This window comes from Streptomyces sp. NPDC012769, assembly GCF_042901205.1.
GTDB lineage: Bacteria > Actinomycetota > Actinomycetes > Streptomycetales > Streptomycetaceae > Streptomyces.
In genome coordinates, this window is record NZ_JBIBCP010000008.1 from 231,936 (window position 1) to 254,428 (window position 22,493).

A 22,493-nucleotide genomic window follows, 5' to 3' on the forward strand; every position below is an offset into this window, starting at 1 on the left:
TGCCTGTGCGGGCTGCCGCCCCGCCGGGCGGTGCCCGCCCGCCCCCGTGAGGGGGACGTCACACCGGGGCCGCATCGGGGGCGGGGCGGATAGGCTCGGCGCATGGCCGGCCGTTTCGCCCCCCGCACCCCCACCACGCGCACCACCATCCGCGGCGGCCACATCCCCGTACCCCACACCCGCAGCCACACCCGCAGCCACGAGCACGCCGACGACCTCGACCTCGGCCTCACGCTCGGCCCCCTCCGCCGCGGCCCCGCCGACCCCACCTTCCGGGTCACGGCCGACGGCTCCGTCTGGCGGGCCAGTCGCACCCCGGACGGCGCCGGGACGCTCAGGGTCCGGCTCCGGGGCGGCGCGGCGGAGGCCGAGGCGTGGGGCCCCGGCGGCCCCTGGCTCCTGGACCGGCTCCCCGCACTCCTCGGCGCCGACGACGACCCCACCGCCTTCGTCCCCCGCCACAAGCTGCTCGTCCTCACCCACCGCGCCCGCCGCGGCCTGCGCCTCACCCGCACCGGCCTCGTACTGGAGTCGCTGATCCCGTCGATCCTGGAGCAGAAGGTCACGACGCACGAGGCGTACGCCGCCTGGCGGCTGCTCGTACGGAAGTACGGCGAGCCCGCCCCCGGCCCCGCCCCGGACGGCATGCACGTGATGCCCGACGCCCGTACGTGGGCGATGATCCCGTCCTGGGAGTGGCACCGCGCCAACGTCGACGGCAAGCGCTCCGCCACGATCGTGCGCGCCGCCCGGGTCGCGGCCCGCCTGGAGGAGGCCGCCCACATGGCACCGGCCGACGCCCGCGGACGCCTCGAACTGATCCCCGGCATCGGCCCCTGGACCTCCGCGGAGACGATCCAGCGCAGCAACGGTGCCCCGGACGAGGTCACGACCGGTGACCTGCACCTGCCCGGCATCGTCGGCTGGGCCCTCGCGGGCGACCGTACGGCCGACGACACGGCGATGCTGGAGCTGCTGGCCCCCTACGAGGGCCAGCGCCACCGGGCCGCCCGCCTGATCCTGCTCAGCGGCCGCGTTCCGCCCCGCCGGGCGCCCCGGATGACGCCCGGCGACATCAGGTCCATCTGAGAGCCGAGCTCACCGAGCTCACCGCACCTCGATGAACGCCCCCGCCCGCCGGACCGCCCGCTCCTTCGGCGGCGCGGCGGGCCGGCCGACGGCGACCGCGCCCATCGGGTCCCAGTCCTCCGGCAGCCCGAGCACGTCCCGTACGACGTCACGGCAGAACATCGTCGAGGACACCCATGCCGAACCGAGCCGTTCGCCGGCGAGCGCGACCAGCAGGTTCTGCACGCCCGCGCCCGCCGCGACCACGAACATCTCGCGCTCGGCTGCGTCCCGGCGCGGGTCGCCGTAGTGGTGGGCGCCGTCCATGACCAGGCAGGGCACGATCAGGTACGGCGCGTTGCGCAGGACGTCGCCACGGCGGACCCGCCTGGCGATCGACTCCTCGGACTTCCCGTCCGCCCGCAGGTCCGCGATCCACGCGTCCCGCATCGCGTCGAGCAGCCGCAGCCGTGAGGCGGCCGACTCCAGGAGCACGAAGCGCCACGGGGTGGTGTGGTGCGGGGCGGGCGCCGTGACGGCGGCGGCCACGGCCCGCCGTACCGCACCGGGATCGACCGGGTCGTCGGTGAACTCCCGTACGGTGCGCCGCATCGTCACCGCCTCGCGGACCGCCTCCGACGTCCCGAGCCGGAACATGTCGTCGGCCGCGTCGCGTACGAGGGTCCGGGCACCCGGCTCCGCGTCGCCGGCGACGACGTGCGGCAGCCCGCGGACGACGGCGACGGGCCGGCCGGCCGCCTTGCCCTTCACCAGGTCGCCCGCGGCGGCGAGTTCGTCGGCGGTGGCGACGACGGTCACGTTCAGCTCGTTGCCGTGGGAGTCGGTCCCGCCCCGCAGGTCGTCCAGGACCCGCACCCCGGCGGCGCCGATGGCCACGTCGGTGAGGCCGTTGCGCCAGGGCCGCCCGAAGGTGTCGGTGACGAGCACCCCGACCTCGACGCCGAGTGCCTCGCGCAGCCCGTCGCGGATCCGGCGGGCCGAGGCGTCCGGGTCCTCGGGCAGCAACAGGACCGTGCCGGCCGGGGTGTTGGAGGCGTCGACCCCGGCGGCGGCCATGACGAGCCCCTGCCGGTTCTCGACGATCCGCAGCGGCCCGCGCCGCGCCACCACCCGTACGGTCTCGGCGTCGATCGCCTCCTCGCGGTCGTCGGCGGCGATCACCCGCCCCTCCGCCTTGCTCACGATCTTCGAGGTGACGAGGAGGACGTCCCCGTCGACGAGGCCCGGCGACACGGAGGCGATCAGCTTGGCGATGTCGTCGCCCGCGCCGACCTCGGGCAGGCCGGTGAGGGCCCACACCTCGAACCGGGCGGATTCCTCCCCGGCGCCGTTCACGGCCTGGCCGACCACCTCGCCGGCCACCGCGTCGGCCGTCCCTCCAACCGTCGCACCAGGAGCAGCGTCGGCGTCCTGTCCGGTTCCCCGGACGGCCCCCGCCTCCGTCCCGGTCACGCGCCGGCTCCGTCCGCCTCGTCCGCCTCGCCGGCTTCGCCGGCCTCGGCCGCAAGGGCCAGCGCCTCGCGGGCCATCGTGGCCGTCGCGTCCAGGTCGGTCATCATCAGCGGCACCGCGCGGCAGCGGATGCCCGCCGCCTCGACGTCCGCGACCGCGCCAGCGTCGACGGTGTCGACGAGCCAGCCGTCGAGCAGCTCGGAGCCGTAGTTGCGGGCGACCGCCGCCGCCGTGGCCTCGACGCCGACGGCCGCGAGGACCTTGTCGGCCATGCCCCGCACCGGCGCGTCGCCGACGATGGGGGAGAGGCCGACGACCGGCGCGGACGCGGCGGCCACGGCCTCCCGGACGCCGGGGACGGCGAGGATCGTGCCGACGGACACCACCGGGTTGGACGGCGGGAAGAGGATGACGTCGGCCTCGGCGATCGCCTCCAGGACGCCCGGGGCGGGCTTGGCCTGCTCCGCGCCGACCGGCACGACGGCCCGCGCGTCCACGGAGGCGCGCAGCTTCACCCAGTACTCCTGGAAGTGCACGGCCCGCTGTTCGCCGTCCACGTCGATCGCCACGTGCGTCTCGACGCGGTCGTCGGACATCGGGATCAGCCGGACGCCGGGCTGCCAGCGGTCGCAGAGCGCCTCGGTGACTGCGCTCAGCGGATAGCCGGCGCCCAGCATCTGGGTGCGGACGATGTGGGTGGCGAAGTCGCGGTCGCCGAGGCCGAACCACTCGGGCCCGACCCCGTACGCGGCCAGCTCCTCCTTGACGGTGAAGGACTCGTCCTCGCGGCCCCAGCCCTGTTCCTCGTTGATGCCACCGCCGAGGGTGTACATCACGGTGTCGAGGTCGGGGCAGACCTTGAGGCCGAAGAGATGGATGTCGTCACCGGTGTTGCCGATGACCGTGATCTCCGCGTCGGGCGCGGCCTGCTTGAGGCCGCGAAGGAAGCGGGCACCACCGATGCCACCGGCCAGAACCACAATGCGCATGCGGTGCAGTCTGTCAGGCGGGTACGACTCCCGGGGCGACCGGGGCGACCGGGGCGGAAGCGGTCCCCACCGCACCGGCGGCCACGGCACCGGTCCCCACCGCACCGGCGGCCGACGCGCACTGCTCCCGCACCGACTCGTGCATCGGCATCTCGGTGAGCCCCGGGTAGTAGACGTGCAGGCTGACGGCCGGCTCCAGGGAGTCGTTGACGACCTCGTGGACGTAACCGGGCGCGAAGACCTGCTGTGCGCCGGGCGCGAGCGTCCGGTCGCCCCGCTTCGTACGCTCCGTCAGCTCGCCCTCCAGGACGGTCACCACGCCGGAGGAGGGGCCGTGGTCGTGGCTTCCGCTGCCCTGGCCGGGCAGCCAGGAGAGCAGCCAGACCTCGTAGCCGGGTCCGGTGCGCAGCCGGTGGTACCAGCGGGTGGTGGCGTCGTACTCGACGTAGGGGGCCCACAGGGCGCGGTCGGCGGCGATCTCGCGGGCGAGACCGACGAACTCGGCCACGGTGGCGGGGTGCTCGCGGGCGGGCTGCAGGAGGTGCGGGACCTCAAGGATGTCGCCGGCGATCTGAAGGTCGCTGTCCATGTTCATGGTGCGGTGGTTCCTCGGCAGGAGTGCTGGGGTGTCGCAGAGCAAGGGCGGGGCAGAAGGGCGGGGCACAGATGGTGCGACGGGAGCGTCGCGACGGCCGTGGGAGGGCCTGGTGGGAAGCCGGAGCGCAGGAGGAAAGGCGCGCGTCAACAGCTGGGACAGCAACAGCAACAGCGCGCCTGGACAGCGCGGCGGAACCCACGGGCGTGGGTCGCGGCGGGCGCTGTGGTCGCTGGCATGCCACCAAAGTGGCGGGAGAGACACCCGACTGTCAACTCAATGCCCGATATGGGGGCAATGTTTCACCTCATCCGGTTACTGTGCCCGGAGAAAGGTTTGTGCACCGCGTGACCAGGAGACATGGCGCAGCATCCGTGGCCGTAAACACGGTGGGGGTCTCGTGATCAGACTGTGATCCGGATCGCTTCCGTGGCTGGATCGCAACAAGATCCAAGTCTCGGACGTCCTTCCTGTGGGGCGTGGCGGTGCACCCAGGCCGGTGGCATGTGTCAGGTTTTTGGTGATTTGAACACTTTCCGCATAGGCTTGGTTCCGCAGAGTGAATACGGGGCCCAATAGCAGATCTCGGCTTGACTCGCACAGAGCACGAACTTGTAATTTCACTCGTGTCGTTCGGCCGGATCGATCCGGAATCGGAAACGGCAACATCACGGGGACGCAAAGACGGACGAGGGGCGCACATGACCGAGTTGTTCCAGGAACTGCTGGTCGAGGACGCGGGCGAGGAACTCGGCTGGCAGGAGCGCGCGCTGTGCGCCCAGACCGACCCCGAGTCCTTCTTCCCTGAGAAGGGCGGCTCGACCCGCGAGGCCAAGAAGGTCTGCCTCGCCTGCGAGGTCCGCTCCGAATGCCTCGAATACGCGCTGCAGAACGACGAGCGCTTCGGTATCTGGGGCGGCCTGTCCGAGCGGGAGCGCCGCCGCCTGAAGAAGGCCGCCGTCTGAATCCGGCCATCCGCCGGACCCGTACACAAAGCTGCACACAAAGCTGTACGCAAACCCGTACGCAAAGACGTACACAACGAACGAACGACGAACGAGCGACGAACGGTCCGCACCCTGTGCTCTGTCCACAGGCGGCGGACCGTTCGCGCGCCAGCCGTTAGTGTGGGCCTCCGTCCGAGACGCTCCCCCCGCCCCTCGCGGGCGACCCCCGGCCGGAGGGCCCGTAGCTCGATGTCCTCAACTCCTGAGTTTCCGCGACACGTCGTCACCGCCGTGCTCGTCGCCCACGACGGCGCCCGCTGGCTGCCGGACGCCCTCGCCGGGCTTCTCGCCCAGGAGCGCCCCGTACAGAACGCCGTCGCCGCCGACACCGGCAGCGCCGACGACTCCGCGCGGCTCCTCGCCGACGCCCTCGGCGACGACCGTGTCCTCCACCTCGCGCGCCGCACCGGATTCGGCGCCGCCGTCGAGGAGGCCGCCCGCACCGCGCCCGTCCTCGGCCCCGAGGACCTCCCCTATCTGAAGCGGCCCAGCGGCTGGGACCCGGTCACCCGCACCTGGCGCGACGACGCCTACGACCTGCCCGAACTCCCGCACGGGGAGCCCGTCCAGTGGCTCTGGCTGCTCCACGACGACTGCGCCCCCGAGCCCGGCGCGCTCGCCGAACTCCTGCGCGTCGCCGACTCCGACGCGTACGCCGCCGTCATCGGCCCCAAGCTGCGCGGCTGGTACGACAGGAAGCAGCTCCTCGAAGTCGGCGTCTCCATCGCCCGCAGCGGCCGCCGCTGGACCGGCCTCGACCGCCGCGAACAGGACCAGGGCCAGCACGACCAGATCCGCTCCGTCCTCTCCGTATCCAGCGCCGGCATGCTGATCCGGCGCGACGTCTTCGAGGAACTCGGCGGCTTCGACCGCCGCCTGCCCCTCATGCGCGACGACGTCGACCTGTGCTGGCGCGCCCACGCCGCCGGCCACCGCGTCCTCGTCGCCCCCGACGCCGTGCTGCGTCACGCCGAGGCCTCCGCCCGCGAGCGCCGCACCGTCGACTGCGCCGGCCGCACGGCCGCCAACCCGCACCGCGTCGACAAGGCCGGCGCCGTCTACACGCTGCTCGCCAACACCCGCGGCGCCGCCCTGCCGTACGTGTTCGTCCGCCTCGTCCTCGGTACCCTGCTGCGCACCCTCGCCTACCTCGTCGGCAAGGCGCCCGGCCAGGCCGTCGACGAGGTCATGGGTCTGCTCGCCACCCTGCTGCGGCCCGAGAAGATCCTCGCCGCCCGCAAGCGGCGCAAGAACCCCGCCGTCCCGGCGAGCGAGCTCCGCTCGCTCTTCCCGGCACCCGGCGCCACCGTGCGCGCCACCGCCGAACAGGTCGCCTCCCACTTCGGCGGCTCCGACGCCGATTCCGGCGGCTCCCGCCACGGCGTCGTCGAGTCCGGCCCCGGCGGCGACGACGCCGACTACCTGGAGATCGAGCAGTTCGCCCGGCTGAAGAAGATCGCCCGCAAGCCCGGGCCCGTCCTCTTCGCCCTGCTGCTCGTCGTCTCCGTCGTCGCCTGCCGCAACCTCTTCGGCGGCGGCTCCCTCGCCGGGGGCGCCCTGCTGCCCGCCCCCGACAGCGTCTCCGGTCTCTGGTCGCGCTACGCCGACGGCTGGCACGCCATCGGCACCGGCGGCACCCAGAGCGCCCCGCCCTACCTCGCCGTCCTGGCCGCGCTGTCCGCGCTCTTCCTCGGCTCGACCTCCTTCGCGCTGACCCTGCTGCTCGTCTGCTCGGTCCCGCTGGCCGGCTGCACCGCGTACTTCGCCTCCCGCGGCATCGTCGAGTCCCGGCTGCTGCGTGCCTGGGGCGCCATCGCCTACGCCTTCCTGCCCGCCGCCACCGGCGCCCTCGCCGCCGGCCGGCTCGGCACCGCCGTCCTCGCGATCCTGCTGCCGCTCCTCGCCCGCGCCGCCGTCGCCGCCCACGGCCTGCGACGCGGTGGCGGAGGCGAAAGCGCCGGCACCGAGCGCGGCAGCGCCGAACGCGGGGGTGCCGAGCGCGGAAGCTGGCGTGCCACCTGGGCGTACACCTTCCTCCTCACCTTCGCGATGGCGTTCACCCCGGTCGTCTGGCCGCTCGCCGTCGTCCTCGGCATCGGCGTGCTCGTCCTGCGCCGCGACGACATCACCGCCTACGGACTGCGCTTCCTCGCCGCCGTCGGCACCCCGCTCCTCGTCCTGGCCCCCTGGTCCCTGTCGCTCCTGACCAGCCCCTCCGCCTTCCTGCGCGAGGCCGGCCTCGACATCCGTACGGGCACGGCCTCCGCGCTCGACCTGCTCGGCACCAGCCCCGGCGGCCCCGGCGCCACTGGCGGAATCGTCCTCATCGGCCTGCTGCTCGCCGCGCTCGGCGCGCTGCTGCGCGAGGAGCGCGCCTTCGCCGTCCGCGCCGCCTGGACCGCCGCCCTCGCCGGACTCCTCTTCGCCGTCCTCACCAACGGCGCCGGCGAGGCGGAGACCGGCTGGGCCGGACCCGCCACCCTCGTCTACGGCGCGGCCCTGCTCGCCGCCGGCATGATCGGCGCCGAAGGCGGCCGCACCCGCGTCGCCGCCCACGGCTTCGGCTGGCGCCAGCCCGTCGCCGCGCTCGTCGCGCTCGCCTGCGCCCTCGGCCCGGTCGTCGCCGCCGCCGGCTGGATGATCGGCGGCGCCGACGGCCCGCTCACCCGCCGCGACCCGGTCCAGGTCCCCGCCTTCGTCGCCGAGGAGAGCGGCACCCGCGACCAGGCCCGCACCCTCGTCCTCGGCGGCAGCGCGCCCGGCCAGGTGTCCTACACCCTGGTCCGCGGTTCCGGCGGCCGTCTCGGCGACGCCGAACTCGCCGCGACCGGCGGCAGCGACCCCCGCCTCGACAAGGTCGTCGCCCACCTCGTCGCCGGCTCCGGCGCCGACCAGACCCAGGAGCTCAGCGGCTTCGCGATCCGCTACGTCCTCGTACGGGACGGGTCGCCGCGCTCCATGAGCCGCGTCCTCGACTCCACCCCCGGCCTCTCCCGGCTCAGCCAGCTCGACGGCAGCGCCCTGTGGCGGGTCGACCGCGAGGTCGCCCGCATCACCATCGTCCCGGGCGGCACGAAGGCGGCGGACAGCGGCCCGGCGGAGGGACCCGACCGGCCGGTCACCGTCGCCGCCGGCCCCGTCGAGGCCCACACCGACATCCCGGCCGGGCCCGCCGACCGCGTCCTGCGCCTCGCCGACCGCGCCGACGAGGGCTGGACGGCCACCCTCGACGGCAAGGAGCTCACGCCCACCACCGTCGACGGCTGGGCCCAGGGCTTCGAACTGCCCGCCGACGCCGGCCGCCTCGACCTCACCTACGAGGAGCCGTTCACCCACACCGTGTGGATCTGGACGCAGGTCGGCCTCGCCCTCGTGCTGCTCGTCCTCGCCCTGCCGGGCCGCAGGCGCGACATCGACGACGACCTGCCCGACGAGGAGCTCGCCGTCCCCGCCCCGGCCGCCGAGGGCGACGGCCGCCGCGCCCGCCGCCTGCGCGCCGCCGCCGAGGCGGAGGCCGCCGCGGAAGCGGAAGCGACGGAGCCGTCCTCCGAGCCCGCCCCCGTACCGGAGCAGCCGCAGTACGAGCCGCAGCCCGAATGGGACGACCGGTACGCCGCCGTTCAGCAGCAGGGCTACTACCAGGGCCAGGGCCAGGACCCGTACGGGCAGCAGCCCTACGACCCCTACGCCCAGCAGCAGTACCCGCAGCAGAGCGGCTACGACCAGCAGGGCCAGAGCGAGCAGTACGACCCCCAGCAGTACCCGCAGCAGCAGTACGACCCGTACGCCGGCCAGAACGGCTACGAGGGCCAGAGCGGCTACGAGGGGTACGAGCAGCAGAGCGGCTACGACCAGCAGAGCGGCTACGAGCAGCAGAACGGCTACGAGCAGCAGGCGTACGACCCGTACGGCTACGAGCAGCGGCAGCGTCCCGACGGGAGCAGCAACCAGTGAAGCGCACCACCCTCTCCCTGATCGCGGTCGTCACCACCCTCGCCGCCGTCACCGGCGTGGCCGCCCTGACCGCCCCCGACGGCCTCACGACGCAGACCCTCGAGGCCCGCCTCCCGCTGCCGGTCGAGCGCTCCACCCTCCTCTGCCCGGTGCCCAGCACCTCGGAGGTGGCGGAGAGCACGTACACCTCGTACACCCCCGTCTCCAAGGGCACGGCGGGCGAGCGGGCCCCGTCACAGGCGCAGTCGGCCAAGGCCGCGCTGCTGCCCGCCGCCGCTGCCGGCACACCGGGCGAGCCTCCGGCCAAGAAGCCCAAGCCGCCCAAGGCGCCCGCGACGGTCACCAAGCCGGGCGCGCCCGTCACCGCCGCGGCGAACGGCCCCGCCGCGCCCGCCCTGACCGGCTCGGCCAACGGCGCGCTCGCCCCCGGCTGGACCGTCCAGCAGACCACCGTCGTCCCGGCCGGCGGCTCGCGCGGCGTGCTCGGCGTCAGCTGCACCGCCCCGGACACCGACTTCTGGTTCCCGGCCGCCTCCACCGCCAAGCAGCGCCAGGACTACGTCCACCTCACCAACCCCGACGACACCGCCGCCGTCGCCGACATCGAGCTGTACGGCCCCGAGGGCGCGCTCACGTCCCAGATCACCGAGGGCATCCCGGTCCCCGCCCACTCCAGCGTCCCGGTGCTGCTCTCCACCCTCACCACCGACCCCGCCGCGCAGGACCTCACCGTCCACGTGACCACCCGCAGCGGACGCGTCGGCGCGGTCGTCGGCTCGGCCGACGAGAAGCTGGGCAGCGACTGGCTGCCGGCCTCCGCCGATCCGGCCGGCACCGCCGTCCTGCCCGGCATCCCGGCCGACGCGACCTCGGTGCGGCTCGTGGCCTACGCGCCGGGCGACGCCGACGCCGACCTGAAGGTCCAGCTGGTCACCCCGACCGGCACCATCGTCCCGGCGAGCGCCGGCGCCCTGCACGTGAAGTCCGGCATGACCGCCGCCGTCGACCTGCCCGACCTCACGCGCGGCGAACCCGGCTCGCTGCTGCTCACCCCGTCCGACCCGAAGAAGGCCACGCCGGTCGTGGCCGCGCTGCGGGTGGTCCGCGGCAAGGGCGACAAGCAGGAGGTGGCGTTCATCCCCGCCACCGCCGCGATCGACGGCCGGGCGACCGTCGCCGACAACCGGTCCAAGGGCTCCACCCTGACCCTGACCGCCCCCGGCGCCACCGCCGAGGTGCGGATCACGGCCTCGGCCGGCTCCCAGGGCGGCACCCCGGTCACCAAGAACGTCACCGTGAAGGCGGGCACCACGGTCTCGCTGGCCGCACCGCTCCCCGAGGGCCTCAAGGGCTCCTACGCGCTGACCGTCGAACGGCTCTCGGGCGGCCCCGTGCACGCCGCCCGCATGCTGGAGCTGGCGCAGGACGGCATCCCGATGTTCACGGTCCAGCCGCTGAACGACGACCGCGGCACCGTCCAGGTCCCCGAGGCACGCCAGGACCTGTCGGTCCTGGACGACTGACGGCCCCTTCGCTCCCCTTACGGGTGGCGCGCTCCACCCGTAAGGGGGTCAGTTCGTGCGTCGGGGGTCCTGAAGCGTCAGAGGTCCTCCGACGCTTCGGAGGTTCTCCGACGCTGCAGAGGTCCGGCGCGTGAGGGTCAGTCCTGCCCGTAGCGCGGGTCGACGGACTCGGGGGAGAGGCCCAGGAGGTCCGCCACCTGCTCCACGACCACCTCGTGGACCAGCAGCGCCCGCTCGTCGCGGCTCTTGGAGCGGATCTCGACCGGGCGGCGGTAGACGACGACCCGGGCCGGCTCGTTCTTCTCCGCCGGGATCGAGCCGCCCAGCGGCACCGTCTCGCTGGTCACCGCCGGAGGGACCTCCATCACCATGAACTCCACGTCCGCCAGCTGCGGCCAGCGCCGCTCGAGGCGCTCCACCGAATCCAGGACCAGATCGCGGAAGGTGTCCGCCCGGCTCGCGGACAGCGGGACCTGCGGTGGGGCGACCGGCCCCCGCATGCCCCGGCCGTGCCGGTCACGGCGCCGCACGCGCGGCGCGGGACTCTCCATGCTGTCGGTGGTGTCGGTCACTGACGCAGCGTAACTCTCCCCGGTGTTCCGCGACCGGTCCGGGAAGCCGCTCACGGGGGCGCGCGGCAGCCCCGGCTGTCGGAAACCGATCGTTCCGGCCGGTGAACGGCTCGAATTCCGCAGCCCCGGCGATCGGCCATCTGGCTGTGGTTGACCGGATTTCCCCCTGCCACTGTCCGGATCGCGTGCCGCCCGCGGCCGCCCGCCCCACCGCTCCCGCAGGTCAGAACGGCCGACCGCGGCCGGTCCGTGGCGGACGTCACACCGCGACACGGTGGAGTGACCTGGGGGAGAGTCGTCGCGGCCCGCTCAAGAGTGCGGTACCGTCCAACGTCGTGAGCCCTGTACGTCGCTGTTCGCGCACCGCGTGCGGCCGCCCTGCCGTCGCGACACTGACGTACGTCTATGCCGACTCGACTGCGGTCCTCGGCCCGCTCGCCACCTACGCCGAGCCCCACTGCTACGACCTGTGCGCCGAGCACAGCGAGCGCCTCACCGCCCCGCGCGGCTGGGAGGTCGTGCGGCTCTCCGACGGCTCCGCCCCCTCCCGGCCCAGCGGCGACGACCTCGAAGCCCTCGCCAACGCGGTGCGGGAGGCGGCCCGCCCCCAGGAGAGGGCGGCCGAGGCCGGCGGCCTCGGCAAGGGCAGCCGCGGCGGCGACCCCGTGGAGGTCGGCCGTCGGGGTCACCTGAGGGTGCTGCGTTCCCCCGAGAACTGATCAAGGACCTCTCCCGGGTAGTTTGGGCGTTCCGTACGCGCGCCGTATCCGCGCGTGCACCGCATGCCGAGACTTCAGGAGGGTTGACCGTGGCCGCTGATCTGTCGCAGATCGTGAAGGCGTACGACGTCCGCGGGGTGGTGCCGGATCAGTGGGACGAGACCCTGGCCGAGCTGTTCGGCGCCGCGTTCGTCCGCGTCACCGAGGCCGAGGCCATCGTCGTCGGCCATGACATGCGCCCCTCGTCGCCCGGCCTCGCCACCGCCTTCGCGCGCGGCGCGACCCGCCTCGGCGCCGACGTCACCCTGATCGGGCTCTGCTCCACCGACCAGCTCTACTTCGCCTCCGGTCAGCTCGACCTGCCCGGCGCGATGTTCACCGCCTCCCACAACCCGGCGCAGTACAACGGCATCAAGATGTGCCGCGCCGGCGCCGCCCCCGTCGGCCAGGACACCGGCCTCGCCGACATCCGCGCCCTCGTGGAGCGCTGGACGGAGGAGGGCGCCCCGGAGCCGGCGGCGACCGAGGGCACGATCACCGAGCGCGACACGCTCCAGGACTACGCCGCCCACCTGAAGTCCCTGGTCGACCTCACCTCGATCCGGCCCCTGAAGGTCGTCGTCGACGCCGGCAACGGCATGGGCGGCCACACCGTCCCCACCGTCTTCGGCGGTCTGCCGCTCGACCTCGTCCCCATGTACTTCGAGCTCGACGGGACCTTCCCCAACCACGAGGCCAACCCGCTCGACCCGAAGAACATCGTCGACCTCCAGGACCGCGTCCGCGTCGAGGGCGCCGACCTCGGCATCGCCTTCGACGGCGACGCCGACCGCTGCTTCGTCGTCGACGAGAACGGCGACCCGGTCTCCCCGTCGGCGATCACCGCCCTCGTCGCCGCCCGCGAACTCGCCAAGAACCCCGGCGGCACCGTCATCCACAACCTGATCACCTCCTGGTCCGTCCCGGAGGTCGTCCGCGAGAACGGCGGCACGCCGGTCCGCACCCGGGTCGGCCACTCCTTCATCAAGGAGGAGATGGCGAAGACCGGCGCGATCTTTGGCGGCGAGCACTCCGCGCACTACTACTTCAAGGACTTCTGGAACGCGGACACCGGCATGCTGGCCGCGCTCCACGTCCTCGCGGCCCTCGGCGGCCAGGACGGCCCGCTGTCCGGCCTCGTCGCCGCCTACGACCGCTACGCCTCCTCCGGCGAGATCAACTCCACGGTCGCCGACCAGAACGCCCGCCTGGCCGCCGTGAAGGCCGCCTTCGCCGACCGCGACGGCGTCACCCTCGACGAGCTCGACGGCCTCACCGTCGGCTCCGCCGACTGGTGGTTCAACCTCCGCGCCTCCAACACGGAGCCCCTCCTCCGCCTCAACGTCGAGGCTCGCGACGCCTCCACGATGACCGCCCTCCGCGACGAGGTCCTGGCCCTGGTCCGCGCGTAAGGACGTGTGGTGGGTGCGGGGCCCCGGGCCCCGCACCGCCGTTCGTTGTGGGCGGCGCCGCCCCGACGGGACGCCCCCCGTGGTGGGTATTCGTTCCGCTGGGGCGGGACGGGTGGGCACAACGGGACGGCGCCCTTGCGGGCGCCTCCGCTCCCCTGCACCTACGGCGCCCTCGACGGCGCCGCCGTTCCGTGCGGGCCAACCCCGTAGGCCGTCGGGGCCCCCGCCCGGCCCCCGGGCGCCGAACCCCACCGGGCGAGGACCCGCGCGAGGCCCCGGCCCCGGCCCGCGCCGGGCGCGGCCACCCGCCCGCCCCGCCCCGTTCCCCGCCCCGCCCACCCCCGTCCCCCCGCGCGCCACGCGCGCCCCGCACCGTAGCCCCGGCACGCGCCGCACGCCGGGGGCGCCGCCCGCGGCCCGGCGGTAGGCTGACCTGGCCCGAGACCGCCGTACGTCCGTACCTCTCCGTACGTCCGTGCCGCCCGTACCGTCCGAAGGGACCGCCCCATGCCGCTCGAAGCCGGCCTCCTGGACATCCTGGCCTGCCCGGCCTGCCACGCACCGCTGAACGACCGTACGGCGGAGGAGACCCCGGAGCTCGTCTGCACGTCCTCCGACTGCGGCCTCGCGTACCCCGTCCGTGACGGCATCCCGGTCCTGCTCGTCGACGAGGCCCGCCGCCCCGCGTAACCCGCGCCAGGGGGAAGCCCTTCGGGGTGAGCCCCCGGGGATGACCCCGCCGGCCGCACCCACGCACGGCGGCCGGCCCCGCTCCGACCACCGGAGGCCCGCCACATGCTCGACGAGACGCTCCTCGACGCACCGGACGCCCTCGCCCTCGCCGACCGCCGCGGACTGCTCCGCGGCGCCGCCGAAGCGGGCGCGCGGGTCCGCACCGCCGCCCGGCACGCCAGCGAGGCCGGCATCGCCGAGCTCCGGCCCGAGGGCCGCCCCCGCGCCGTCCTCGTCGCGGGCCCCGGCACCGCCGCGGCCGGCGTCGCCGACCTGGTCGGCGCCCTCGCCGGCGCGTCCGCCCCGGTGATTCGGCTGCGGCCCACCGGCGTCGCCCCCGCCGCCGGCGCGCTCCGCTGGGCGCTGCCCGGCTGGGCCGGTTCGCTGGACCTGCTGCTCGTGCCCACGACGGACGGTTCCGAGCCCGGCCTCGCGCTCCTCGCCGAGCAGGCGTACCACCGCGGCGTCACCGTCGTCGCCGTCGCCCCGAAGGAGTCCCCGCTCGCCGAGAGCATGAGCGGCTCCCGCGGCCTGCTCGTCCCCATGGCGATGGCCCCGCACGAGACGGCCGAGGAGTACACCGAGACCCTCGCCGCGAGCCCCGGCGCCCTGTGGGCGCTGTTCACGCCGCTGCTGGCGCTGCTCGACCGGGTCGGCCTCCTGGAGGCCCCGCCGGAGGCCCTGGAACAGGTCGCCGACCGCCTGGACCGTACGGCCGAGCGCTGCGGCCCCGCCATCGCCACGTACAGCAACCCGGCGAAGACGCTGGCCGCCGAACTCGCCGACTCGCTGCCGCTGGTGTGGACCGAGGGCGAGGCGGCCGGCCCGGCCGGCCGGCGGTTCGCCGCCGTCCTCTCCGAACTCGCGGGCCTGCCCGCGCTCGTGGCCGAGCTGCCCGAGGCGCTGCCCGCCCACGGGATGCTCCTCACCGGTGACTACGCGGCCGGCGCCGACCCCGAGGACTTCTTCCGCGACCGCGTCGAGGAGCCGCAGGCCCTGCGCGCCCGGGTCGTGCTCCTGCGCGACCGGCCCGCCGAGGGCAACGAGCTCAGCGCCGCCCCCGCCGCCCGCGAACTCGCCCTGGGCCACGGCACGGCCATCAGCGAGCTGGAACCGGACGAGGGCAGCGCGCTCGAGAACCTCGCCGAGCTCATCGCCGTCACCGACTTCGCCGCCGTGTACCTCTCCCTCGCCTCCGCGGCCCTCACCCCCGAGTAGCCCCCGCGGCCGCCCCGACCGGCCCCCGCACCGAGAAGAGCTGGAAGCCCCATGGACCGCCTCCTCAACACCGTCCGCCCCTACGCCTGGGGATCGACGACGGCCATCCCGGAGCTGCTCGGCGTCGCCCCCACCGGCGAGCCCCAGGCCGAGATGTGGATGGGCGCCCACCCCGGCGCCCCGTCCCGCACCGACCGCGGGACCCTGGACGAGGTCGTCGCCGCCGACCCCGTACGCGAACTCGGTCCGGCCACCGTCGAGAAGTTCGGCCCCCGGCTGCCCTTCCTGTTCAAGGTGCTCGCCGCCGGCGCCCCGCTCTCCCTCCAGGTCCACCCCGACCTCGCCCAGGCGCGGGCCGGATTCGCCGCCGAGGAGGCCGCCGGCATCCCCTTCGACGACCCGCGGCGCAACTACAAGGACCCCCAGCACAAGCCCGAACTGATCTGCGCCCTCACGCCGTTCCACGGCCTGTGCGGCTTCCGCGACCCGGTCGAGGCCGCCGACACGATGGCCGCGCTCGGCGTGGACTCCCTCAAGCCGTACGTGGACCTCCTCCACGCCCACCCCGAGGAGGCCGCCCTCCGCGAGGTCCTCACCGCGCTGCTGACCGCCGACCGCGCCGAGATGGCCCGTACCGTCGCCGAGGCAGCGCACGCCGCCGGCCGCCTGGGCGGCGCCCACGCCCCGTACGCGCAGATCGCCCACCACTTCCCGAACGACCCCGGCGTCCTCGCCGCCATGCTGCTCAACCCGGTGACCCTCCAGCCCGGCGAGGCGATGTTCCTGGGCGCCGGCGTCCCGCACGCCTACCTCGACGGCCTCGGCGTCGAGATCATGGCCAACTCCGACAACGTGCTGCGCTGCGGCCTCACCCCCAAGCACGTCGACGTCCCCGAACTCCTGCGGATCGTCCGCTTCGAGCCCATGGAGCCGGGCATCCTGCGCCCCGAGGCCTCCCCGTCGGGCGAGGAGGTCTACGACACCCCGATCGACGAGTTCCGGCTCTCCCGCTTCGTACGGGCCGAGGGCGCGGCCCCCACCGATCTCACCGCCGCCACGCCGCAGATCCTCCTCGCGACCGCCGGCCGCCCCGCAGTGGGCGGTTCGGCGCTGGCACCGGGCGAGTCCGTCTTCGTACCGGCGGGCGAAAAGACCGAACTGTCCGGTGCGGGAACGGTCTTCCGCGCCACCGTCGTGGCCTGATGCGACAATGACCGGCCGTACGACCGGCCGTACGACGGCAGTAGGGTGCCGTCGGCAAGGCTGGATCAGGCCGCATCACCGACGAAGGGAACCCGTTCACCCATGAGCGCGTCAGGCGGAACCAAGGCGATCGTGGCGGCACTCGCCGCCAACCTCGCGATCGCCGCAGCCAAGTTCGTGGCGTTCCTCTTCAGTGGTTCGTCCTCGATGCTGGCCGAAAGCGTCCACTCCCTCGCCGACTCCGGCAACCAGGGTCTGCTTCTCCTCGGCGGCAAGCGGGCCCAGCGCGAGGCCACCCCGCAGCATCCCTTCGGCTACGGCCGCGAGCGGTACATCTACGCCTTCCTCGTCTCCATCGTGCTCTTCTCCGTCGGTGGCATGTTCGCCATCTACGAGGGCTACGAGAAGATCAAGCACCCGCACGAGATCGAGGCCTGGTACTGGCCGGTCGGCGTCCTCGTCTTCGCGATCATCGCCGAGACCTTCTCCTTCCGCACCGCGATCAAGGAGTCGAACGCGCTCCGCGGCAACCTGTCCTGGAAGGAGTTCGTCCGGCGCGCCAAGGCCCCCGAGCTGCCGGTCGTCCTCCTGGAGGACCTCGGCGCCCTCGTCGGCCTCGTCCTCGCCCTCGCCGGCGTCAGCGTGGCACTGGTGACCGGCGACGGCGTCTGGGACGGCATCGGCACCCTGTGCATCGGTGTCCTCCTCATCGTCATCGCGATCGTGCTCGCCGCCGAGACCAAGTCGCTGCTGCTCGGCGAGTCCGCCGGTGTCGACGAGGTGAAGAAGATCGAGGACGCGATCGTCGACGACGCGACCGTCACCCGCCTCATCCACATGCGCACCCTCCACCTCGGCCCCGAGGAGCTCCTCGTCGCGGCCAAGGTCGCCGTCCGGCACGACGACTCCGCCACCGACGTCGCCCGCGCCATCAACGCCGCCGAGGAGCGCATCCGCGCCGCCGTCCCGATCGCCCGGGTCATCTACCTGGAGCCGGACATCTACAGCGAGAAGACCACCGCCGCCGCCTCGGACGCCCCGGGCGCCTGACCGAGCCGGACGGAAACGTGCGGGAGGCCCCGGACCTGATCCCCAGGTCCGGGGCCTCCCGCGTGTCCGGGCGACTTCCGGACCAAGGTCCACTGTGGGCCACTGCGCCGATCGGTGTAGATTCGTGACCAGCCAGACGTCGCTGCTGATGGCGGTCGGGCGGTCCGTGCGTGGACCGGCCGAGGGAGAGAGGGCCTCCGACGACTGCACCGCGGGAGCACCCGGGCATTCGTGTGCCCGGTCGCCCACAGCCGCGGTGCCAGGTGCCCACTCGACCCCTCGAACCCGATCCACGAGGAGCAGCTCCAGTCATGACGACTGTCGCCAAGCAGGACTTCAAGGTCGCCGACCTCTCCCTGGCCGCGTTCGGCCGCAAGGAGATCACCCTCGCCGAGCACGAGATGCCCGGCCTGATGTCGATCCGCCGCGAGTACGCCGAGCAGCAGCCGCTCGCCGGCGCCCGCATCACCGGCTCCCTGCACATGACCGTGCAGACCGCCGTCCTCATCGAGACCCTGGTCGCCCTCGGCGCCGAGGTCCGCTGGGCCTCCTGCAACATCTTCTCCACCCAGGACCACGCCGCCGCGGCCATCGCCGTCGGCCCCAACGGCACCCCGGAGAACCCGCAGGGCGTCCCGGTCTTCGCCTGGAAGGGCGAGACCCTGGAGGAGTACTGGTGGTGCACGGAGCAGGCGCTGACCTGGCCGAACACCCCCACCGGCGGCCCGAACATGATCCTCGACGACGGTGGTGACGCCACCCTCCTCGTCCACAAGGGCGTCGAGTTCGAGAAGGCCGGCTCCGCCCCGGACCCGTCCACCGCGGACAGCGAGGAGTACGCCTACATCCTCCAGCTCCTCAACCGCACCCTCTCCGAGAACCCGCAGAAGTGGACCCAGCTGGCGTCCGAGATCCGCGGCGTCACCGAGGAGACCACCACCGGCGTCCACCGCCTCTACGAGATGATGCAGGCCGGCACCCTGCTCTTCCCGGCGATCAACGTGAACGACGCCGTGACGAAGTCGAAGTTCGACAACAAGTACGGCTGCCGCCACTCCCTCATCGACGGCATCAACCGCGCCACCGACGTCCTCATCGGCGGCAAGACCGCCGTCGTCTGCGGCTACGGCGACGTCGGCAAGGGCTGCGCCGAGTCCCTGCGCGGCCAGGGCGCCCGTGTCATCGTCACCGAGATCGACCCGATCTGCGCCCTGCAGGCGGCGATGGACGGCTACCAGGTCACGACGCTGGACGAGGTCGTCGAGACCGCGGACATCTTCATCACGACCACGGGCAACAAGGACATCATCATGGCCTCGGACATGGCCAAGATGAAGCACCAGGCCATCGTCGGCAACATCGGCCACTTCGACAACGAGATCGACATGGCCGGCCTGGCGAAGATCCCCGGCATCGTCAAGGACGAGGTCAAGCCGCAGGTCCACACCTGGACGTTCGAGGACGGCAAGGTCCTGATCGTCCTGTCCGAGGGCCGTCTGCTCAACCTGGGCAACGCCACCGGCCACCCGTCCTTCGTCATGTCGAACTCGTTCGCGGACCAGACCCTGGCCCAGATCGAGCTCTTCACGAAGCCGGAGGAGTACCCGACCGACGTCTACGTGCTCCCGAAGCACCTCGACGAGAAGGTCGCCCGCCTCCACCTCGACGCCCTCGGCGTCAAGCTGACGACCCTCCGCCCGGAGCAGGCCGAGTACATCGGCGTCAAGGTCGACGGCCCGTTCAAGCCGGACCACTACCGCTACTGATCCCCACGACCGGCGGGTGACGGCACACACCGGCACCCGCCCGTCGCAGGATCCCCCCAGCGGAACGAGCAGGCCCCCGCACCCCCGTGCCGGGGGCCTGCCCCGTCTTCGACCACCGCTTCAGGACGCACCCGAGGACCCATGCCCCGCGGCCGCTATTCGCTCCACGATCCGCACGATCACACCCCCCTCGGCGAAGAACACTTCACCTGCGCGCCCGGCCCCTCCGGCTGGCGCTACGTCTCACGGACCACCACCCCCTCCGGCGACCCCACCGGCTCCGTCGACCTGGCCATCGACGACCTCGGCCGCCCCATCCGCCTCGAACTGCACGCCGCGCACTGGCAGGTCCGCGGCGCCGCCCTCGACGGCGTCACCTGGGTCCGTACCGACCCCACCGGAACCCACGCCACCGAAGGCAATGTGCGCGCCCACGCCTTCACCGGCACGTCCCCGGCCTTCCTCGTCGCGATCTCCCGACTCCTGCGCCTCACCCCCGATTCCCCCGAGACCCGCGTCCGGCTCGTCGCCTTCACGGATCCCGTCCTCGCGCCCCTGACGGTCGACCAGTCCTGGGCCCTGGTGAAGAGTGAAGCGCACGCCACTGACAACGGCCCCCTGATCGTGGACGAGTACCAGGTCAGCGCCCTGGACACGGGGGAGCGGCACACCGTCCACCTCGCCGGCGACGTGGTCCTCTCCGCCCCCGGCATCGAACTCGAAGAGCTCGACACCCCGCCGAACGTCTTCTGACCCCGGGCCCGCCCGCCTGTGCCCGCCCTCAGGCCGGCGGAGCGAACCCCGTCGACCGCGGCGCCGGAGAAGGAGTGGCGGGAGGAGTGACGGGAGCCACCGGGACCGCAGGCGCGGCGGGAGCCACCGGAGCCGCCGGAACCGCAGGGCTCCCGGGGGCGGGCGCGGGAGCCACCGGTGCGTGAGTAGTCTCCCCGGCCGGGGCGAGCGCCCGCCGCGCCTCGCGCGCCTGCCGCTCCGCCACCACACCCGCCAGATACGCGGCGGCCGGCACCCCCGCCGGCGCCGGCGCCCCCGTCCGCGCCACCAGCTCGTCGGCCAGCCGCTCCGCGAGCCGCTGCCCGATCGCCGGGTCCAGCTGCCCCATCCGCGTCAGGTACTGACGTATCTCCAGCCACAGCCCGTCCGGCACCGCCGACAGATCCAGCCCCGCGAACCGTCCCACCAGCCACGGCGGCGGAGGCGGCAGCACCCTGCCCGCGGCCGGCGCCACCCGCTCCCGCACCACCAGCGTCCCGGCGAACACGTCCCCCAGCCGCCGGCCCCGCTCCGACACCAGCGAGGCGATGCACGCGACCACCCCGAACGTCATCAGCAGCTCCACGACCCCCATCGCCCCGCGCATCAACGCGTGCCGGAACCGGATCGGCCCCCCGTCCTCCCGCACGACCCGAAGACCGCACACCAGCTTCCCGAGCGACCGCCCGTGGGACAGCGTCTCCACGGCTATCGGCACCCCGACCAGGACCAGCAGGAAGGACGCGATGGACAGCGCCATCGTCGCCGCGTCGTCCAGCGACGCCGTGGCGAACGCGAGCCCCACACTGATCAGCAGATACCCGGCCCACACCACGACGAGATCGAGCAGCAGCGCCAGCGCCCGGCTCGGCAGCCGCGCGGGCTGCAACCCCAGATAGACGGCATCCCCCGTCACCACCCCGCTCACGGCGCCCACCCTTCTTCGCCCAGCCGAACCCCGTCCGAACGCCAGTCTGCCAAGCTGACCCGCAGCGCGCCGCAGTAGTACGAACCCGTACGCCCCCGTACGCATCCAGTGCCTGGAGCAGCAGCCGATCATGGACCTCGACGTCTTCGTCACCGCCCACCGCGCCGAGTGGGACCGCCTCGACCACCTGCTGGGGCGCGGCCGGCGCCTCACCGGAGCCGAGGCCGACGAGCTCGTCGCGCTCTACCAGCGCACGGCCACGCACCTCTCCCTGATCCAGTCCAGCGCCCCGGACCCGATGCTCACGGCCCGCCTCACCCAGCTCGTCGCCCGCGCCCGCGCCACGGTCACCGGCACCCGCCGCGCGTCCTGGCGGGACGCGGCCGCGTTCCTGACGGTCGGCTTCCCCGCCGCCGTCTACCGCTCCCGCCACTGGTGGATCCCGACCGCCGTCCTCTCCACCCTCCTCGCGGCCCTCATCGGCTGGTGGATCGGCACCCACCCCGAAGTCCAGTCCGCGATGGGCGCCCCCGCCGAGCTCCGCGAGATGACCCGCCCCGGCGGTCAGTACGAGACCTACTACTCCAGCCACCCGGCGGCCTCCTTCGCCGCCCAGGTCTGGACGAACAACGCCCAGGCCGCCGCGATGTGCCTGGTCCTCGGCGCCTTCCTCGGCCTTCCGGTGCTGCTGGTCCTGTTCGCCAACATGCTCAACCTGGGCATAGGCATCGGCCTCATGTCCTCCGCGGGCCGCCTCGACGTCTTCCTCGGTCTGGTCCTTCCGCACGGCCTCCTCGAACTCACGGCCGTCTTCGTCGCCGCCGGCACGGGCCTCCGCCTCGGCTGGACCGTCATCGACCCCGGCCCCACCACCCGCCGCGCCGCCCTCGCCCAGCAGGGCCGCGCCGCGATCGGCATGGCCATCGGCCTCGCCCTCGTGCTGTTCGTCGCCGGCCTGATCGAAGGCTTCGTCACCCCCTCCGGCCTGCCCACCTGGGCCCGCATCACCATCGGCATCGCCGCCGAGCTGGCCTTCCTCGCGTACGTCTACGTGCTCGGCGGCCGCGCGGCCCGCGCCGGCGCCACCGGCGATGTCGCCGAGACCGACCGGACCGCCGAGCTCCCCACCGCCGCCTGATGTGCAGAGCACCCCGCTGACCTGCTAGTCTCCTCTGCGTCCACCAAACCCGTTGACACGGGTGGCGTGGGGAGGTAGATTCAAACGGTTGCCTGGGGAGCTGGACAAGCACCCGGCGGACAAGTTAGAGTCTTTCTCGCTCCGGTCGGAATTCAATGACGACGGAGCCACCCCGATTCCTTATCCGAATCACGAAGCCACCGATTAGGCCGGCGGAAATGAATCTGATAAAGTCGGAACACGCCGAAGGGCCCGAAACGACGAAAGTCGAATAGGACCCGGAAAGCACCGAGGAAATCGGATCGGAAAGATCTGATAGAGTCGGAAACGAAGGAA

Annotated in this window: 18 protein-coding genes; 13 read left to right on the forward strand and 5 right to left on the reverse strand. The window is 73.5% G+C overall.

The window, feature by feature from the left end; all coding sequences use genetic code 11:
• Positions 1-102: 102 nt before the first annotated feature.
• Positions 103-1,089 carry a DNA-3-methyladenine glycosylase family protein gene (locus tag ACFY7C_RS34430; RefSeq protein ID WP_389658744.1) on the forward strand — a complete coding sequence of 329 codons (987 nt, stop codon included), beginning with the start codon at positions 103-105 and terminating at the stop codon, positions 1,087-1,089.
• An 18-nt stretch (positions 1,090-1,107) separates the two neighbouring features.
• On the opposite strand, the gene ACFY7C_RS34435 is transcribed toward ACFY7C_RS34430, so the two are convergent.
• The 3 genes from ACFY7C_RS34435 to ACFY7C_RS34445 all read right to left on the reverse strand — a co-directional run bounded on the left by ACFY7C_RS34435 (position 1,108) and on the right by ACFY7C_RS34445 (position 4,125).
• The gene (locus ACFY7C_RS34435; protein WP_389658813.1) at positions 1,108-2,439 is read right to left on the reverse strand and encodes a coenzyme F420-0:L-glutamate ligase; all 1,332 of its coding nucleotides are present in this window, start codon (positions 2,437-2,439) and stop codon (positions 1,108-1,110) included.
• Positions 2,440-2,537: 98 nt separating this feature from the next.
• Positions 2,538-3,530 (reverse strand): 2-phospho-L-lactate transferase, encoded by a 993-nt coding sequence (gene cofD / locus ACFY7C_RS34440; protein ID WP_389658747.1) that lies wholly within the window; start codon positions 3,528-3,530, stop codon positions 2,538-2,540.
• Positions 3,531-3,543: 13 nt separating this feature from the next.
• Positions 3,544-4,125 (reverse strand): cysteine dioxygenase, encoded by a 582-nt coding sequence (locus tag ACFY7C_RS34445; RefSeq protein WP_389658750.1) that lies wholly within the window; start codon positions 4,123-4,125, stop codon positions 3,544-3,546.
• Between the two features lie 701 nt (positions 4,126-4,826).
• On the opposite strand from ACFY7C_RS34445, the gene ACFY7C_RS34450 reads away from it, so the two are divergent.
• From ACFY7C_RS34450 to ACFY7C_RS34460, 3 genes are all read left to right on the forward strand, one after another.
• On the forward strand, positions 4,827-5,090 hold the full coding sequence (locus ACFY7C_RS34450) for a WhiB family transcriptional regulator (protein ID WP_345487777.1): 264 nt from the start codon (positions 4,827-4,829) through the stop codon (positions 5,088-5,090).
• Positions 5,091-5,321: 231 nt separating this feature from the next.
• Positions 5,322-9,086: a glycosyltransferase gene (locus ACFY7C_RS34455; RefSeq protein WP_389658753.1), complete on the forward strand. Its 3,765-nt coding sequence runs from the start codon at positions 5,322-5,324 to the stop codon at positions 9,084-9,086.
• Positions 9,083-10,609, forward strand: coding sequence for a DUF5719 family protein (locus ACFY7C_RS34460; RefSeq protein WP_389658756.1), 1,527 nt, complete (start codon positions 9,083-9,085; stop codon positions 10,607-10,609). The genes ACFY7C_RS34455 and ACFY7C_RS34460 overlap by 4 nt, the downstream gene beginning before the upstream one ends.
• Before the next feature lie 137 nt (positions 10,610-10,746).
• On the opposite strand, the gene ACFY7C_RS34465 is transcribed toward ACFY7C_RS34460, so the two are convergent.
• Positions 10,747-11,160, reverse strand: a complete 414-nt coding sequence (locus ACFY7C_RS34465) for a metallopeptidase family protein (RefSeq protein WP_389658816.1) — start codon at positions 11,158-11,160, stop codon at positions 10,747-10,749.
• Between the two features lie 305 nt (positions 11,161-11,465).
• Here ACFY7C_RS34465 and ACFY7C_RS34470 point away from each other — a divergent pair, with 305 nt between their 5' ends.
• From ACFY7C_RS34470 to ACFY7C_RS34505, 8 genes are all read left to right on the forward strand, one after another.
• Entirely contained in the window at positions 11,466-11,900 is a 435-nt protein-coding gene (locus tag ACFY7C_RS34470; protein ID WP_389658819.1) for a DUF3499 domain-containing protein, read from the forward strand.
• 89 nt (positions 11,901-11,989) lie between these two features.
• A complete protein-coding gene (locus ACFY7C_RS34475) occupies positions 11,990-13,351 on the forward strand; it encodes a phosphomannomutase/phosphoglucomutase (RefSeq protein ID WP_389658759.1) in 1,362 nt (453 codons plus the stop codon).
• A 507-nt stretch (positions 13,352-13,858) separates the two neighbouring features.
• Entirely contained in the window at positions 13,859-14,041 is a 183-nt protein-coding gene (locus ACFY7C_RS34480) for a Trm112 family protein (protein WP_389658762.1), read from the forward strand.
• Positions 14,042-14,146: 105 nt separating this feature from the next.
• Positions 14,147-15,301: an SIS domain-containing protein gene (locus ACFY7C_RS34485; protein ID WP_389658765.1), complete on the forward strand. Its 1,155-nt coding sequence runs from the start codon at positions 14,147-14,149 to the stop codon at positions 15,299-15,301.
• Between the two features lie 51 nt (positions 15,302-15,352).
• Entirely contained in the window at positions 15,353-16,504 is a 1,152-nt protein-coding gene (gene manA / locus ACFY7C_RS34490; protein WP_389658768.1) for a mannose-6-phosphate isomerase, class I, read from the forward strand.
• A 102-nt stretch (positions 16,505-16,606) separates the two neighbouring features.
• A complete protein-coding gene (locus tag ACFY7C_RS34495) occupies positions 16,607-17,554 on the forward strand; it encodes a cation diffusion facilitator family transporter (protein ID WP_389658771.1) in 948 nt (315 codons plus the stop codon).
• A gap of 311 nt (positions 17,555-17,865) precedes the next feature.
• Positions 17,866-19,320: an adenosylhomocysteinase gene (ahcY, locus tag ACFY7C_RS34500; protein WP_389658774.1), complete on the forward strand. Its 1,455-nt coding sequence runs from the start codon at positions 17,866-17,868 to the stop codon at positions 19,318-19,320.
• A 141-nt stretch (positions 19,321-19,461) separates the two neighbouring features.
• Positions 19,462-20,073 (forward strand): hypothetical protein, encoded by a 612-nt coding sequence (locus ACFY7C_RS34505; protein ID WP_389658777.1) that lies wholly within the window; start codon positions 19,462-19,464, stop codon positions 20,071-20,073.
• Between the two features lie 28 nt (positions 20,074-20,101).
• On the opposite strand, the gene ACFY7C_RS34510 is transcribed toward ACFY7C_RS34505, so the two are convergent.
• Positions 20,102-21,019: an RDD family protein gene (locus tag ACFY7C_RS34510; protein WP_389658780.1), complete on the reverse strand. Its 918-nt coding sequence runs from the start codon at positions 21,017-21,019 to the stop codon at positions 20,102-20,104.
• Positions 21,020-21,149: 130 nt separating this feature from the next.
• Between ACFY7C_RS34510 and ACFY7C_RS34515 the strand changes: the two genes are divergently transcribed.
• Complete coding sequence (locus tag ACFY7C_RS34515) at positions 21,150-22,157, forward strand: stage II sporulation protein M (protein WP_389658783.1); 1,008 nt, start codon at positions 21,150-21,152, stop codon at positions 22,155-22,157.
• The last annotated feature ends 336 nt before the right edge of the window (positions 22,158-22,493 follow it).